The sequence below is a fragment of the Mycolicibacterium iranicum genome (assembly GCF_014190915.1).
GTDB lineage: Bacteria > Actinomycetota > Actinomycetes > Mycobacteriales > Mycobacteriaceae > Mycobacterium > Mycobacterium iranicum_B.
This window is the reverse complement of the sequence record NZ_JACHVU010000004.1, coordinates 122,933-134,647: the sequence shown is the minus strand read 5'-3', so window position 1 is coordinate 134,647 and position 11,715 is coordinate 122,933. Positions and strand designations below refer to the sequence as shown.

16 protein-coding genes are annotated in these 11,715 nt (G+C 68.3%); 10 read left to right on the top strand and 6 right to left on the bottom strand.

Annotated features, from left to right (window positions below; translation table 11 throughout):
- The first annotated feature begins 63 nt into the window (after positions 1-63).
- On the top strand, positions 64-732 hold the full coding sequence (phoU, locus tag FHR72_RS11065) for a phosphate signaling complex protein PhoU (protein ID WP_183468017.1): 669 nt from the start codon (positions 64-66) through the stop codon (positions 730-732).
- Between the two features lie 131 nt (positions 733-863).
- Here phoU and pstB read toward each other — a convergent pair whose 3' ends face one another.
- From pstB to FHR72_RS11035, 6 genes are all read right to left on the bottom strand, one after another.
- Positions 864-1,640, bottom strand: a complete 777-nt coding sequence (gene pstB, locus FHR72_RS11060; RefSeq protein WP_183468016.1) for a phosphate ABC transporter ATP-binding protein PstB — start codon at positions 1,638-1,640, stop codon at positions 864-866.
- 9 nt (positions 1,641-1,649) lie between these two features.
- Complete coding sequence (gene pstA, locus FHR72_RS11055; RefSeq protein ID WP_183468015.1) at positions 1,650-2,567, bottom strand: phosphate ABC transporter permease PstA; 918 nt, start codon at positions 2,565-2,567, stop codon at positions 1,650-1,652.
- On the bottom strand, positions 2,564-3,622 hold the full coding sequence (pstC, locus tag FHR72_RS11050; RefSeq protein WP_183468014.1) for a phosphate ABC transporter permease subunit PstC: 1,059 nt from the start codon (positions 3,620-3,622) through the stop codon (positions 2,564-2,566). Before pstC ends, pstA begins: the two co-directional genes overlap by 4 nt.
- 48 nt (positions 3,623-3,670) lie before the next feature.
- Entirely contained in the window at positions 3,671-4,807 is a 1,137-nt protein-coding gene (gene pstS / locus FHR72_RS11045) for a phosphate ABC transporter substrate-binding protein PstS (protein WP_183468013.1), read from the bottom strand.
- Positions 4,808-4,921: 114 nt separating this feature from the next.
- A complete protein-coding gene (mshD, locus tag FHR72_RS11040) occupies positions 4,922-5,833 on the bottom strand; it encodes a mycothiol synthase (protein WP_183468436.1) in 912 nt (303 codons plus the stop codon).
- A 14-nt stretch (positions 5,834-5,847) separates the two neighbouring features.
- On the bottom strand, positions 5,848-6,648 hold the full coding sequence (locus FHR72_RS11035) for a winged helix-turn-helix transcriptional regulator (RefSeq protein WP_183468012.1): 801 nt from the start codon (positions 6,646-6,648) through the stop codon (positions 5,848-5,850).
- A gap of 191 nt (positions 6,649-6,839) precedes the next feature.
- Between FHR72_RS11035 and lmeA the strand changes: the two genes are divergently transcribed.
- The 9 genes from lmeA (at position 6,840) to FHR72_RS10995 (ending at position 11,552) form a co-directional block, all read left to right on the top strand.
- Complete coding sequence (gene lmeA / locus FHR72_RS11030) at positions 6,840-7,634, top strand: mannan chain length control protein LmeA (RefSeq protein ID WP_183468011.1); 795 nt, start codon at positions 6,840-6,842, stop codon at positions 7,632-7,634.
- Positions 7,631-8,062 carry a thioredoxin family protein gene (locus tag FHR72_RS11025; RefSeq protein ID WP_183468010.1) on the top strand — a complete coding sequence of 144 codons (432 nt, stop codon included), beginning with the start codon at positions 7,631-7,633 and terminating at the stop codon, positions 8,060-8,062. The genes lmeA and FHR72_RS11025 overlap by 4 nt, the downstream gene beginning before the upstream one ends.
- 29 nt (positions 8,063-8,091) lie before the next feature.
- On the top strand, positions 8,092-8,184 hold the full coding sequence (locus FHR72_RS26830; RefSeq protein ID WP_396888426.1) for an Ms5788A family Cys-rich leader peptide: 93 nt from the start codon (positions 8,092-8,094) through the stop codon (positions 8,182-8,184).
- Between the two features lie 89 nt (positions 8,185-8,273).
- Complete coding sequence (locus FHR72_RS11020; protein ID WP_183468009.1) at positions 8,274-8,735, top strand: DUF4395 domain-containing protein; 462 nt, start codon at positions 8,274-8,276, stop codon at positions 8,733-8,735.
- Positions 8,736-8,755: 20 nt separating this feature from the next.
- Entirely contained in the window at positions 8,756-9,589 is an 834-nt protein-coding gene (locus FHR72_RS11015; protein ID WP_183468008.1) for a sulfurtransferase, read from the top strand.
- Position 9,590: 1 nt separating this feature from the next.
- A complete protein-coding gene (locus FHR72_RS11010; protein WP_024448701.1) occupies positions 9,591-9,893 on the top strand; it encodes a DUF1416 domain-containing protein in 303 nt (100 codons plus the stop codon).
- A gap of 272 nt (positions 9,894-10,165) precedes the next feature.
- Positions 10,166-10,486 carry a DUF732 domain-containing protein gene (locus FHR72_RS11005; RefSeq protein ID WP_183468007.1) on the top strand — a complete coding sequence of 107 codons (321 nt, stop codon included), beginning with the start codon at positions 10,166-10,168 and terminating at the stop codon, positions 10,484-10,486.
- A 164-nt stretch (positions 10,487-10,650) separates the two neighbouring features.
- A complete protein-coding gene (locus FHR72_RS11000; protein WP_183468006.1) occupies positions 10,651-11,280 on the top strand; it encodes a heme-binding beta-barrel domain-containing protein in 630 nt (209 codons plus the stop codon).
- A gap of 23 nt (positions 11,281-11,303) precedes the next feature.
- Complete coding sequence (locus FHR72_RS10995; protein WP_183468005.1) at positions 11,304-11,552, top strand: hypothetical protein; 249 nt, start codon at positions 11,304-11,306, stop codon at positions 11,550-11,552.
- The last annotated feature ends 163 nt before the right edge of the window (positions 11,553-11,715 follow it).

Genomic DNA, 11,715 nt, shown 5'->3' with positions numbered 1-11,715 from the left:
GCATTCACTCTTCGTTCACCGTCGGTTCGTGACGACGGGTTCCCCACGCCGTAGGGTTGACACATGCGTACCGCCTACCACGAGCAGTTGGATGCCCTGGCCAGCCGGCTCGGCGAGATGTGCGGCCTTGCAGGGATTGCCATGGAGCGAGCCACGCAGGCCCTTCTGCAGGCCGATCTGGCCCTCGCCGAACAGGTCATCACCGACCATGATCAGATCTCGGCGCTCAGCGTCCGCGCCGAAGAGGAAGCCTTCGTCCTCCTTGCGCTGCAGGCCCCGGTCGCCGGCGACCTGCGGGCCATCGTCAGCTCGATCCAGATCGTCGCCGACGTCGATCGCATGGGCGCGTTGGCCCTGCACGTCGCCAAGATCGCCCGTCGCCGCCATCCTCAGCACGCCCTGCCCGAGGAGGTCAACGGCTACTTCGCCGAGATGGGCCGTGTCGCCGTGGAACTGGGCCACAGCGCCCAGGAGGTGCTGCTCACCCGGGATCCCGAGAAGGCCGCGCGCATCCGTGAAGAAGACGACGCGATGGACGACCTGCACCGCCACCTGTTCACGGTGCTGATGGACCGGGAGTGGAAGCACGGGGTCGCGGCCGCCGTCGACGTGACGCTGCTGGGCCGCTTCTACGAGCGCTTCGCCGACCATGCGGTCGAGGTGGCGCGCCGGGTGATCTTCCAGGTCACCGGCCGGACCGCCGACGAGGAACAGCTGCCGGCGTCCCGCTGACCACGAGAGTCGACTGAGCCCCCCGGTGAATCGCCGGGGGGCTCACTCGTCGGTGCCGGGAGCCGCGCCCGGAATGCAGAACCGCCCCGTCTCGGCGGAGACGGGGCGATCCGTGGTCGGTGCGGGGGCGTTCAGCCGAAGCGGCCCGAGATGTAGTCCTCGGTCGCCTTCTGCGTCGGGTTGGAGAAGATCTTCTCGGTGTCGTCGATCTCGATGAGCTTGCCCGGCTTGCCGGTCGCCTCGAGGTTGAAGAACGCCGTCTGATCGCTCACGCGCGCCGCCTGCTGCATGTTGTGCGTGACGATCACGATGGTGAAGTCCTGCTTGAGCTCAGAGATCAGGTCCTCGATCGCCAGGGTGGAGATCGGGTCCAGCGCCGAGCACGGCTCGTCCATCAGCAACACGTCGGGTTGCACGGCGATGGCGCGGGCGATGCACAGACGCTGCTGCTGACCGCCGGAGAGGCCGCCGCCGGGCTTGTCGAGCCGGTCTTTGACCTCGTTCCACAGGTTGGCGCCCTTGAGGGAACGCTCGGCCACCTCGTCGAGGGTCTTCTTGTTCCGCACGCCCTGCAGCTTCAGGCCGGCCACCACGTTGTCGCGAATCGACATGGTGGGGAACGGATTCGGACGCTGGAACACCATGCCGATGGTCTTGCGCACACCCACCGGGTCGACGCCGGCGCCGTAGATGTCGTCGCCGTCGAGCAGCACCGAGCCCTCGACGCGGGCGCCGGGGATCACCTCGTGCATGCGGTTGAGGGTGCGCAGCACCGTGGACTTGCCACAGCCCGACGGCCCGATGAAGGCGGTGACGCTGCGCGGCTCCACCGACAGCGAGACACCCGCCACCGCATGGAACGCGCCGTAGTAGATGTTGACGTCTTTCAGATCAAGGCGCTTGGCCATGAGTTTCTCCTAGACCTTCTTGGGGGCAAAGAATTTGGCGATGAACCGGGCGCCGACATTAAGCACGGCGATCAGCACGACGAGGGTCAGCGCGGCACCCCACAGGCGGTCCGTCGGGATCGGGTTGGCACCCGCACCCGCCGAGGTCTGGTCGTACATCATGCCCGGTAGCGAGCCCATGAAGCCGCCGAACATGTCGAAGTTGATCGCCTGCGAGTAGCCCACCAGGATGAGCAGCGGAGCCGTCTCACCCATGACGCGGGCCAGCGACAGCAGGATGCCCGTGACGATGCCCGACAGCGCGGTCGGCACCACGATCGCCGAGATGGTCTTCCACTTCGGCACGCCGAGCGCGTAGCTGGCCTCGCGCAGATCCATCGGCACGATGCGCAGCATCTCCTCGGTGGAGCGCACGATGACCGGAATCATCAACAGCACCAAGGCAAGTGAGACCGCGAAGCCCGACCGCTCGAAGCCCAGGGTCGCCACCCACAGCGCGTAGATGAACAGGGCCGCGACGATCGACGGGACGCCGGTGAGGATGTCGACCATGAAGGTGGTCAGCTTGCCCAGCCGGGTGCCGCCGCCGTACTCCACGAGGTAGATGCCGACGAACACACCGACCGGGATCGAGATGACCGCACAGATCGCGGCCTGCACCAGGGAGCCCACGATCGCGTGGTAGGCGCCACCGCCGGCGGCGAACGCCGTCATGCCCGACTGCGAGTTCATCCACCAGGTGCTGGACATGACGATGCCGATGCCCTTGGCGACGACGGTGTAGAGCACCCACACCAGAGGAACGATCGCGACCACCACCGACGCGGTGACCAGAACGGTCGCCACGGTGTTCGTGATCCTGCGTCGCGTGCTGACCCCCTGGAAGGTCGGCACCTTGACCGGCTGGTCCAACGTTGCGGAGGTCATGAGGCGGACCGGTCCTTTCCGGCGACCGCAGCGCGGGCCAGCGAGTTCACCACGAAGGTCAGGATGAACAGCACCAGGCCGGCCGCGATGTACGCACCCGCCTTGTACTGGTCGTTGAATTCGGAGGCCGCCGAGGCGATCTTGCTGGCGAAGGTGAAGCCGCCGTCGAAGAGCGACCATCCGAACGCGGTCTGCGTGCCCCGCAGGATGATCAGCAGCGCGATCGTCTCACCGAGGGCGCGGCCCAGGCCGAGCATCGCGCCGCTGATGTAGCCGGACATACCGAAGGGCAGCACCGTCGTCCGCACGACCTCCCAGCGGGTGGCGCCCAGCGCCAGCGCGGCCTCGATCTGGCCGCGCGGCGTCTGGACGAACACCTCGCGGGTCACCGCGGTGATGATCGGCAGGATCATCACCGCGAGCACGATGCCCGCGGTGAAAATGGTGCCGCCACCGGCCACCGACGCGTTGCCCGTCGAGAACAGGAACAACCAGCTGAGGTTCTCGTTGAGCCACACCGCCGCCGGCTTGATCGCCGGCGCCAGCACGTAGAGACCCCAGACGCCGTAGATGATCGACGGCACCGCGGCGAGAAGGTCGACCATGTAGGCCAGCGGCCCCGACACCCGCTTGTTCGCATAGTTCGTCAGGTAGATCGCGATGCCGAGTGCGATGGGCATCGCGATGACGAGGGCGAACACCGACACGAACACCGTCACCTGCAGCAGGTCCAGGATTCCGAAGTGCATGGCCGAGGTGTCCGTGGTGATCCACGAGCCGCCGAAGAGGAAGAAGTTCTCCTCGTTGCGGGCCAGCGCGGGGACAGCACGCCACAGCAGGAAGATCCCGATCGCGGCGATGATGGCCACGATGAGGATGCCCGACCCCTCGGCCAATCCGCGGAAGATGCGGTCGCCCGCGCGGACTTTCGCATTCCCCGAGGGGTTGGTCGAGATGGGGGTCGGCTCGGGGAAGGGGGCGGCCAGTGCCTCCCCCGACCCCGATCCCAACGGATTCGGTGTGGTCAATGAAGTTCCATCGAGCTTGTCGGTCATACGGTCAAGCACCCATCCTCGCCGCGGTACGGCGGTTGCGCCAGTGAACTAAGCGGTCGAACCGATGGCGTCGATCGACGTCAGCAGACGCTCTTTGAACTTCTCCGGCAGCGGGACGTACCCCGCGGCCGACAGTCCGCTCTGGCCGTCGTTGGCCGCCACGGTCAGGAAGGACTTCACCGCCTGGGCGGTCTCGGCGTCGTAGCCGTTGGAGCAGACGATCTCGTAGGTCGCGAGCACCAGCGGGTAAGCGCCGGACTCGGTGGTGCCGTACAGCGACGCGAGGTCCAGCGTCAGGTCGTTGCCCTCGGCGGCGAACTTGGCCGCGTCGATCGCCTTGCCCGCGGACTCGTCGGTCAGCTCGACCGCGCCGCTGCCGTTGTCGATCTGGGCGTAGGGGATGCCGGCCTGATCGGCGAAGCCCTTCTCGACGTAGCCGATGGCGCCCGGGGTCGCCTGCACGGCCTGCGCGACGCCGGCCGACTTCTGGGCGCCTTCACCGGCGCCGCCCTGGAACTCGCTGCCGTCGCCCTTGGTCCATGCACCGGCCGACGCGGCCTCCAGGTACTTCTGGAAGTTGTCGGTGGTCCCCGAGGAGTCCGAACGGAAGATCGGCGTGATGGCCACGTCGGGCAGGGACTTGCCCTCGTTGAGCGCGGCGATGGCCGGGTCGTTCCACTTGGCGATCTGCCCCTGGAAGATCTTGGCGAGGGTGTCGCCGTTGAGCACCAGGCCCTCGACGCCCTCGATGTTGTAGGCCATCGCGATGGGGCCGAACACCAGCGGAAGGTTCCACGCCGGGTTGCCGCCGCAGCGCTGCGCCGCCTGCTGGGCCTGCTCTTCCTTGATGGCCGAGTCCGAACCGGCGAAGTCGACGTTGCCCGCGACGAACTGCTCGCGACCCGCGCCCGAGCCGGTCGGGTTGTAGGACAGGTTCTTGCCCTGGCACTTCTGGCCCCACACCTGGTTGAACAGCGCGATGGCGTTCTGCTGGGCGGTCGAGCCCTCGGCGGTGACGGAGGCCTTGCCCCCGCAGTCGGCAGCAGACGCCGACGAGCCGGACTCCGAGGAGCCCGATCCTGCCGGAGCGTTGTTGTCGCTGCCGCAGCCGGCCAGCGTCAGAGCGGCGATCGCGGCGACCGAGACAGTCGTACCGAACGACTTGCCGATGATGTTGAGCTTCACTTATCCCACTTTCCTCGAACGTTCCAGGCGGCTCGAACTCTCCGGCAAGGTATGCGTCCGCAGTGGACGGTTCGGGGATGCCGGGTTAACGAGGCGTGAACAGGTTCAGCGAGTTCACAGGTGGGCTGCAGTCTCGGTGGCGTACGCCACGTCAGAATTGACCACGTCGAAACCCAACCGTCGATACGTCTTCACCGCCGCGGTGTTGTCCGCCTCGACATAAAGCATCACGTCGGCGTCGCGGCCGGGCCCGCCGAGCCGGTCTGCGAGGTGGTGCAGACCCGTCAGCGTGAGCGCTGCGCCGAGGCCGCGGCCCTGGGCGGCGGGGTCCACGCCGACGACGTACACCTCGCCCAACGACGCGGAATGCACCTTGGTCCAATGGAATCCGAGCAGCGCGCCGCTGTCGGCGTCGAAGGCGAGGAAGAAGCCGTCAGGGTCGAACCACGGCTCGTCCCGGCGCTCGGCGATCTCGGCCTCGGTCCACCCGCCCTGCTCCGGATGCCACGAGAACGCCGCGTTGTTGACCCGGAGCACCTCGGCGTCGTCGTCCGGGCCGCCGTATGTGGCGAAACGCACACCGTCGACGGACGGCGTGGGCGGCAGGTCGGCCAGCGTTCGCTGCATCTGGAGGAGTTCACGGACCGCGACGAGGTTCAGCGCTGCTGCGGTGGCGCGCGCCGGCTCGAGGTTGCCGTGGGCCCAGACGCGGGTGGCGGGGCCGCCGTCGGCGAGTGCGGCGCGGATCATCGCCGCGCCGATGCCGCGGCGGCGCGCATCCGGGTGGACCACGAGTTCGGCCATCGCCGCGGCGTCCCCGTCGGCGGGCGCGAGGTTGAGGTATCCGCGGATCGCGCCGTCGCGGACGGCCACCAGGTGTCGCGTGCGGGGCTGGCCGAGCTCGCGCAGCACCTGATCACCGACGGGGGCCACGCCGTCGGCCGACCTCGCCGCAGAGATGAGGTCGCGGATGGCCGTCTGGTCGTCGTCCGACAGGGTCGTGCGCCAGCCGACGTCGTCGGACAGCGGGTTGGAGGAGGTCACTGGCTGCGCAGCGCTTGGGTGGACGGGCTGCCCAGCGCCTCGGGGACGTCGTCGGGTCCGAAGGAGTCCTCGTCGTCGTACGGATCGTCGGCGTCGCGCTCGTCGGTGTCGGCTGCGGGCGGCCGGCCGCGAGCCGGTCGGACGGCCTTGTAACCCACGTTGCGGACGGTGCCGATCAGCGATTCGTACTCGGGCCCGAGCTTGGCGCGCAGGCGCCGCACGTGCACGTCGACGGTGCGGGTGCCTCCGAAGAAGTCGTATCCCCAGACCTCCTGCAGCAGCTGGGCCCGCGTGAAGACCCGCCCGGCGTGCTGGGCCAGATACTTCAGGAGTTCGAACTCCTTGTAAGTGAGGTCCAGCGGGCGGCCCCGCAGCCGCGCGGTGTAGGTCCCCTCGTCGATGACGAGCTCACCGAGGCTGATCTTGCCCAGGTTCTCCTGATTGGCCATCCCACCGCGGCGCCCGACCAGCAGGCGCAGACGCGCGTCGATCTCGGCCGGGCCGGTGCCGGGCAGCAGGATCTCGTCGAGACCCCACTCCACGTTCACCGCGACGAGCCCGCCCTCGTTCACCACCGCGACCACCGGAACGGACGTCCCGGTGGTGCCCAGCAGACGGCACAGACCGCGCGCGGCGGCCAGATCGGTGCGGGCGTCGACGATGGCGACGTCGGCGGTGCCCGCCTCCAGCAGCGAGGACACCTCGGTGGGGGCGGTGCGCACATTGTGCGCGAGTAGCGACAGAGACGGCAGGACTGATTCCGGGTGCGGGTCGACCGTCAGTAGCAGTAGATCCAACTGACCCTCCAGCAGCCGTGGAGCTCATGGCCCGGAAGACCGCCGGACATCGTTGTCGCGGGCGGTCACTTTCCAGATTCATGCCTGACATACGGCCGTTACCGGACCGTTGGTTGTTAAACGATAGCGTGCAACCAGCCTGTTAGCCGCGCGGAGCGCATGGGCTCGGCGGCGTCGGCAACAATGTCGGGGTGCGCAAGCTCGTCATCGGTGCCCTCGCCACCCTCGCGGCGGTGACCGTCGGCGCCGTCGGCACCGACTTCGGGGCCGCCATCTACGCCGAATACCGCCTGGCCAGAAGTGTTCGCAGTGCTGCCGACCTGCACTGGGACCCGTCCGTCGCCATCCTGGGATTCCCGTTCATCACCCAGGCCCGGCGGCACTACTACGACGAGGTCGAGATCAAGGCCAGTGGCGTTGATCACGCCGTGGTGGGCAAGGCGTCCCTGGAGGCGACCATGCATTCGGTCGGCCTGGGCGATTCCTGGCTGGTGGCGCCCGACGGCTCGCTGACGGTCGAGAAGCTGGAGAGCCGCATCATCATCGACTCGACCCACGTCGGCCGGTACATGGGCATCCCGGACCTGCTGATCGAGGCGCCGACCTCGGAGACCGAGGACTCCACCGGCGGGACGACCGAGTCGGGGATCTCCAGCAATCGCGGGCTGGTGTTCACCGGCACTCCGGACAAGGCCGGCTTCGACGAACGCGTGAGCATCGCCGTCGATCTGTCCGTCGCGGGCCCCGACGACACCACGCTGGTGTTGACCGCCACCGGCGTGCTGACCGAACCGGGCACTGCCGACCAGGCGGTCCCCGAAGAACAGATCCCTGCGGTGCTCGCCGCGTTCACCACCGAGCTGCCGGGCCAGAAGCTTCCGTTCGGGATCGCACCGACCAGTGAGGGCGCGCGGGGCTCGGACATCATCATCGAGGGCATCGCCGAGGGAGTAACCGTCGACCTGCACGAGTTCCGGTTGTCATGAGTACTTCGTGGATCGTCGTCCTCGCCGTGTTGATCGCGGCGTTCGGTGCGGCGTTCGTCGTCGGACGGCTGCTGACGCGGCGCTCGGGCCTGATGAAGGGCGCCGCGGAGTGGCCCGTACTCAAGGACAGCGAGATCGACGAGCTGGGGCTGTCCCGGTCCGGCCCGACCGTGCTGCATTTCGGGGCAGCCTGGTGCGGGCCGTGCGTGGGTCTGCGCCGCGTCGTCGACCAGGTGTGTGCAGACCTGCCCGCGGTCGCCCACGTCGAGATCGACATGGACGCCAATCCCGCCGCGGCGCGCACGCTTTCGGTGCTGTCGCTGCCCACCACGTTCATCTTCGACGCCGACGGCGGGCAGCGTTATCGCGCCTCGGGTGTGCCGACCGCCGCTGACCTGCGGTCGGCCCTCGAGCCGCTGTTGGCTTGATCACCCCCTCGTTGGGTAAGCTGTCAGCCGTGTCAGCCCGCCTTGAGCTCGTGCTCACCAAGCGCCGCGCAGTCGATCTGTGCCGCGTCGCGGGTTGTTGCTGTTGTTGTCGTAGCTGCTGAGTAGCTGCGCTGTTCTTCGCGCCGCACTCTGCGACCGGCCCCCAGTGGTCTGCCGCTCCCAGCCGTCCCGGACAACAGGAAGCACAGCTATGTCGAACCCCACACAGACACGCGCCCCGGCGCAGGTCGACGTGCGCGGTCCCCGTTTCGTCGCGTGGGTGACGACCGGCGTCCTGGTCGTCGCGCTGCTGGTGTCGGCCCAGAGCCCCGCTCTGGCCGCCATCATCCTCGGCGCGCAGGCCGTCGTGTTCGCCGTCGGCGCGGTGGCCGGACCGCGCCGGCACCCCTACGGGCTCGTCTTCGCGTCCCTGGTCGCCCCGCGCCTGGGCCCGGTCACCGAACGGGAGCCGGTCGCCCCGCTGAAGTTCGCGCAGCTGGTCGGGTTCGTCTTCGCCGTCGCGGGCAGCCTCGGTTTCGCCGGCGGCCTCATCCCGCTGGGTCTGACCGCCACCGCCCTGGCGCTGGTGGCGGCATTGCTCAATGCAGCCTTCGGCATCTGCCTGGGCTGTCAGCTCTATCCGCTCATCACCCGCTTGACCCCCACCCGTTAGCAATCGAAAGGATCTCCTCCATGGCACGCTCCGACGTCCTGGTCTCCGCCGACTGGGCCGAGAGCAATCTCGACGCGCCGAAGACCGTCTTCGTCGAGGTCGACGAGGACACCAGCGCCTACGACACCGGGCACATCCCGGGCGCGATCAAACTGGACTGGAAGACCGATCTGCAGGATCAGGTCAAGCGTGACTTCGTCGACGTCCAGCAGTTCTCGAAGCTGCTGTCCGAGCGCGGCATCGCCAACGACGACACCGTGATCCTCTACGGCGGCAACAACAACTGGTTCGCCGCCTACGCCTACTGGTACTTCAAGCTCTACGGCCACCAGGACGTCAAGCTGCTCGACGGCGGCCGCAAGAAGTGGGAGCTCGACGCCCGCCCCCTGTCGAAGGACACCGTGACCCGGGAGAGCACCAGCTACACGGCCAAGGATCCCGACAACAGCATCCGCGCGTTCCGCGACGAGGTCATCGCCGCGATCGGTACCAAGAACCTCGTCGACGTGCGCTCCCCCGACGAGTTCTCCGGCAAGATCCTCGCCCCCGCGCATCTCCCCCAGGAGCAGAGCCAGCGCCCCGGCCACATCCCCAGCGCGATCAACGTGCCGTGGAGCAAGGCCGCCAACGACGACGGAACCTTCAAGTCGGACGAGGACCTGGCCAAGCTGTACGCCGACGCGGGACTCGACGGCGAGAAGGAGACCATCGCCTACTGCCGCATCGGTGAGCGCTCGTCGCACACCTGGTTCGTGCTGCAGGAGCTGCTGGGACACAAGAACGTCAAGAACTACGACGGCAGTTGGACGGAATACGGCTCCCTGGTGGGTGCCCCGATTGAGTTGGGAAGTTGATATGTGCTCTGCACCGAAGCAAGGACTGACGTTGCCTGCGAGCGTCGACCTGGAGAAGGAGACGGTCATCACCGGCCGTGTCGTCGACGGGTCGGGCCAGGCGGTGGGCGGTGCCTTCGTGCGCCTGCTCGACAGCTCGGACGAGTTCACCGCCGAGGTCGTCGCATCGGCCACCGGTGATTTCCGGTTCTTCGCCGCGCCCGGGACGTGGACGCTGCGCGCGCTCTCGCCCGCGGGCAACGGCGACGCCAGCGTGGCACCGTCGGGCGCCGGGATCCACGAGGTCGACGTCAAGGTCGCCTGACCAAAGTCACGGACGTCAACCGTCCGCGGCCGCCGAGCGGTGTGTTCACGCTCCGGTCGCCGGACGTTGGGCTGTTCTGCTGTGAAAACGCTGCAGGATTAGCTGTGGTCGGCGAATATAGGGGAGAACCCGCGCTGTTGGGGGCGGGTTCGACCCCGACAGGTTCGCGGTCGGCCTCGGGTATCATGCCCGCGGCTCGCCGCGCCCACCCTGCGCGGTTCTGCCGCGTTCGCCCTTTCGCGGCCCCGCCGCGCCGACACGAGGACCCAGACATGAAGACCACGATCGCCTGCGCCGCGTCTGCGGCCTTTGCCGCTGTTGCTCTCTTCAGTGCCCCCGCGGCGTTCGCGGCACCCGAGGACGACTTCCTCACGGTGATCACCAACGGCGGGATCACCTGGCCGGCGGAGAAAACCCCCCAGGTCGTCGACACCGGCCGTGCGGTCTGCGAGGACTGGTCCAACGGCGCCTCCTTCGAGCAGGAGGTCGCGGACCTGACCAGCGTCACCGACTGGTCGGACTACCAGGCGGGCTACTTCATCGGCGCCGCGACCGGCGCGTTCTGCCCCGAGTTCGAGTGGAAAGTCAGCTGACGCGCCTCTTTTCGTGACGCGTCGACGGCCGCCGGGAGAGTATTTCTCCCGGCGGTTAGACTTTCTGCCGTGGTGCTGTTTTTCGAGATCCTGCTCGTCGCGGCCGTCGTGGTGATCACGTGGTTCGCGCTGTACGCGCTGTACCGCCTCGTCACTGACGAGTCGTGACCTCTGGCGACGAGGCGGTCGCCGCAGCTGCCGAGCGAGCCAGAGCGACCTCCGCGCGCAACATCCCCGTGTTCGGGGATCTGCCGTTGCCTTCCGACACGGCGAATCTGCGTGAGGGCGCCCATTTCGACGATGCGCTGCTCGCGCTGCTGCCGCTGGTCGGCGTGTGGCGCGGGGAAGGCGAAGGCCGGGATGCCCACGGCGACTACCGGTTCGGCCAGCAGATCGTGGTGTCCCACGACGGACGCGACTACCTGAACTGGGAGGCCCGCTCCTGGCGCCTCGACGACGACGGCGAGTACGACCGGCCGGACCTGCGCGAGACGGGGTTCTGGCGCTTCGTCAACGACCCCAACGACCCGTCCGAGGCGCAGGCCATCGAGCTTCTGCTCGCGCACTCCGCGGGGTACGTCGAATTGTTCTACGGGCAACCGCTCAACCAGGCTTCGTGGGAGCTGGTGACCGATGCACTCGCGCGGAGCAAGTCGGGAGTGCTGGTCGGCGGCGCGAAACGGCTCTACGGAATCATCGAGGGCGGCGACCTGGCGTATGTCGAGGAACGCGTCGACGCCGACGGGGGCCTGGTACCGCACCTGTCGGCCCGGCTGTCCAGGTTCGTGGGCTAGTGCGCACCCCTCACCGAGTGGCGATGTTCGCCGCCGCAGCAGCATTCACCGGACTCACGGCGTGCTCGGGGCCGAGCGAACCGGCCGACGAGACCAGTCCGACCTCGGCGGTGCCCAGTGTCGGCCACGGTTCGTTCGCCTACTGCCTGGGTCAGCACGGCGTGCCCGCCCCGCCCGGACCGGCCGCCGATCCCCCGCCGGGCATCGACCCCGAGGTCTGGGAGACCGCGATGGCGGAGTGCTCGACACTGGCCCCCGGCCCGGCCGGCTGAATCAGCGCCGACGCCGTCACCCCCTCGACGCACCCTGGGTGCGGGCCATCATGTCCGGCACGACGCCGGCTGCTCCTTTCCGGCCGAACCGGCTGCAGATATGGAGCGGCCCCCGAGCCGGTGTTCTCGGTCGGACAAGACCAAGAGGCTCGGGGGCCGGGTG

Bases quoted from the DNA above. Each gene is read 5' to 3' on its own strand.
- pstC (WP_183468014.1), bottom strand. From the start codon at position 3,622: ATGACCGACAAGCTCGATGGAACTTCATTGACCACACCGAATCCGTTG.
- FHR72_RS10995 (WP_183468005.1), top strand. From the start codon at position 11,304: ATGTTCGCCGCCGCAGCAGCATTCACCGGACTCACGGCGTGCTCGGGG.
- pstB (WP_183468016.1), bottom strand. From the start codon at position 1,640: ATGGCCAAGCGCCTTGATCTGAAAGACGTCAACATCTACTACGGCGCG.
- FHR72_RS11025 (WP_183468010.1), top strand. From the start codon at position 7,631: ATGAGTACTTCGTGGATCGTCGTCCTCGCCGTGTTGATCGCGGCGTTC.
- pstA (WP_183468015.1), bottom strand. From the start codon at position 2,567: ATGACCTCCGCAACGTTGGACCAGCCGGTCAAGGTGCCGACCTTCCAG.
- FHR72_RS11010 (WP_024448701.1), top strand. From the start codon at position 9,591: ATGTGCTCTGCACCGAAGCAAGGACTGACGTTGCCTGCGAGCGTCGAC.
- phoU (WP_183468017.1), top strand. From the start codon at position 64: ATGCGTACCGCCTACCACGAGCAGTTGGATGCCCTGGCCAGCCGGCTC.
- FHR72_RS11020 (WP_183468009.1), top strand. From the start codon at position 8,274: ATGTCGAACCCCACACAGACACGCGCCCCGGCGCAGGTCGACGTGCGC.
- FHR72_RS11015 (WP_183468008.1), top strand. From the start codon at position 8,756: ATGGCACGCTCCGACGTCCTGGTCTCCGCCGACTGGGCCGAGAGCAAT.
- FHR72_RS11005 (WP_183468007.1), top strand. From the start codon at position 10,166: ATGAAGACCACGATCGCCTGCGCCGCGTCTGCGGCCTTTGCCGCTGTT.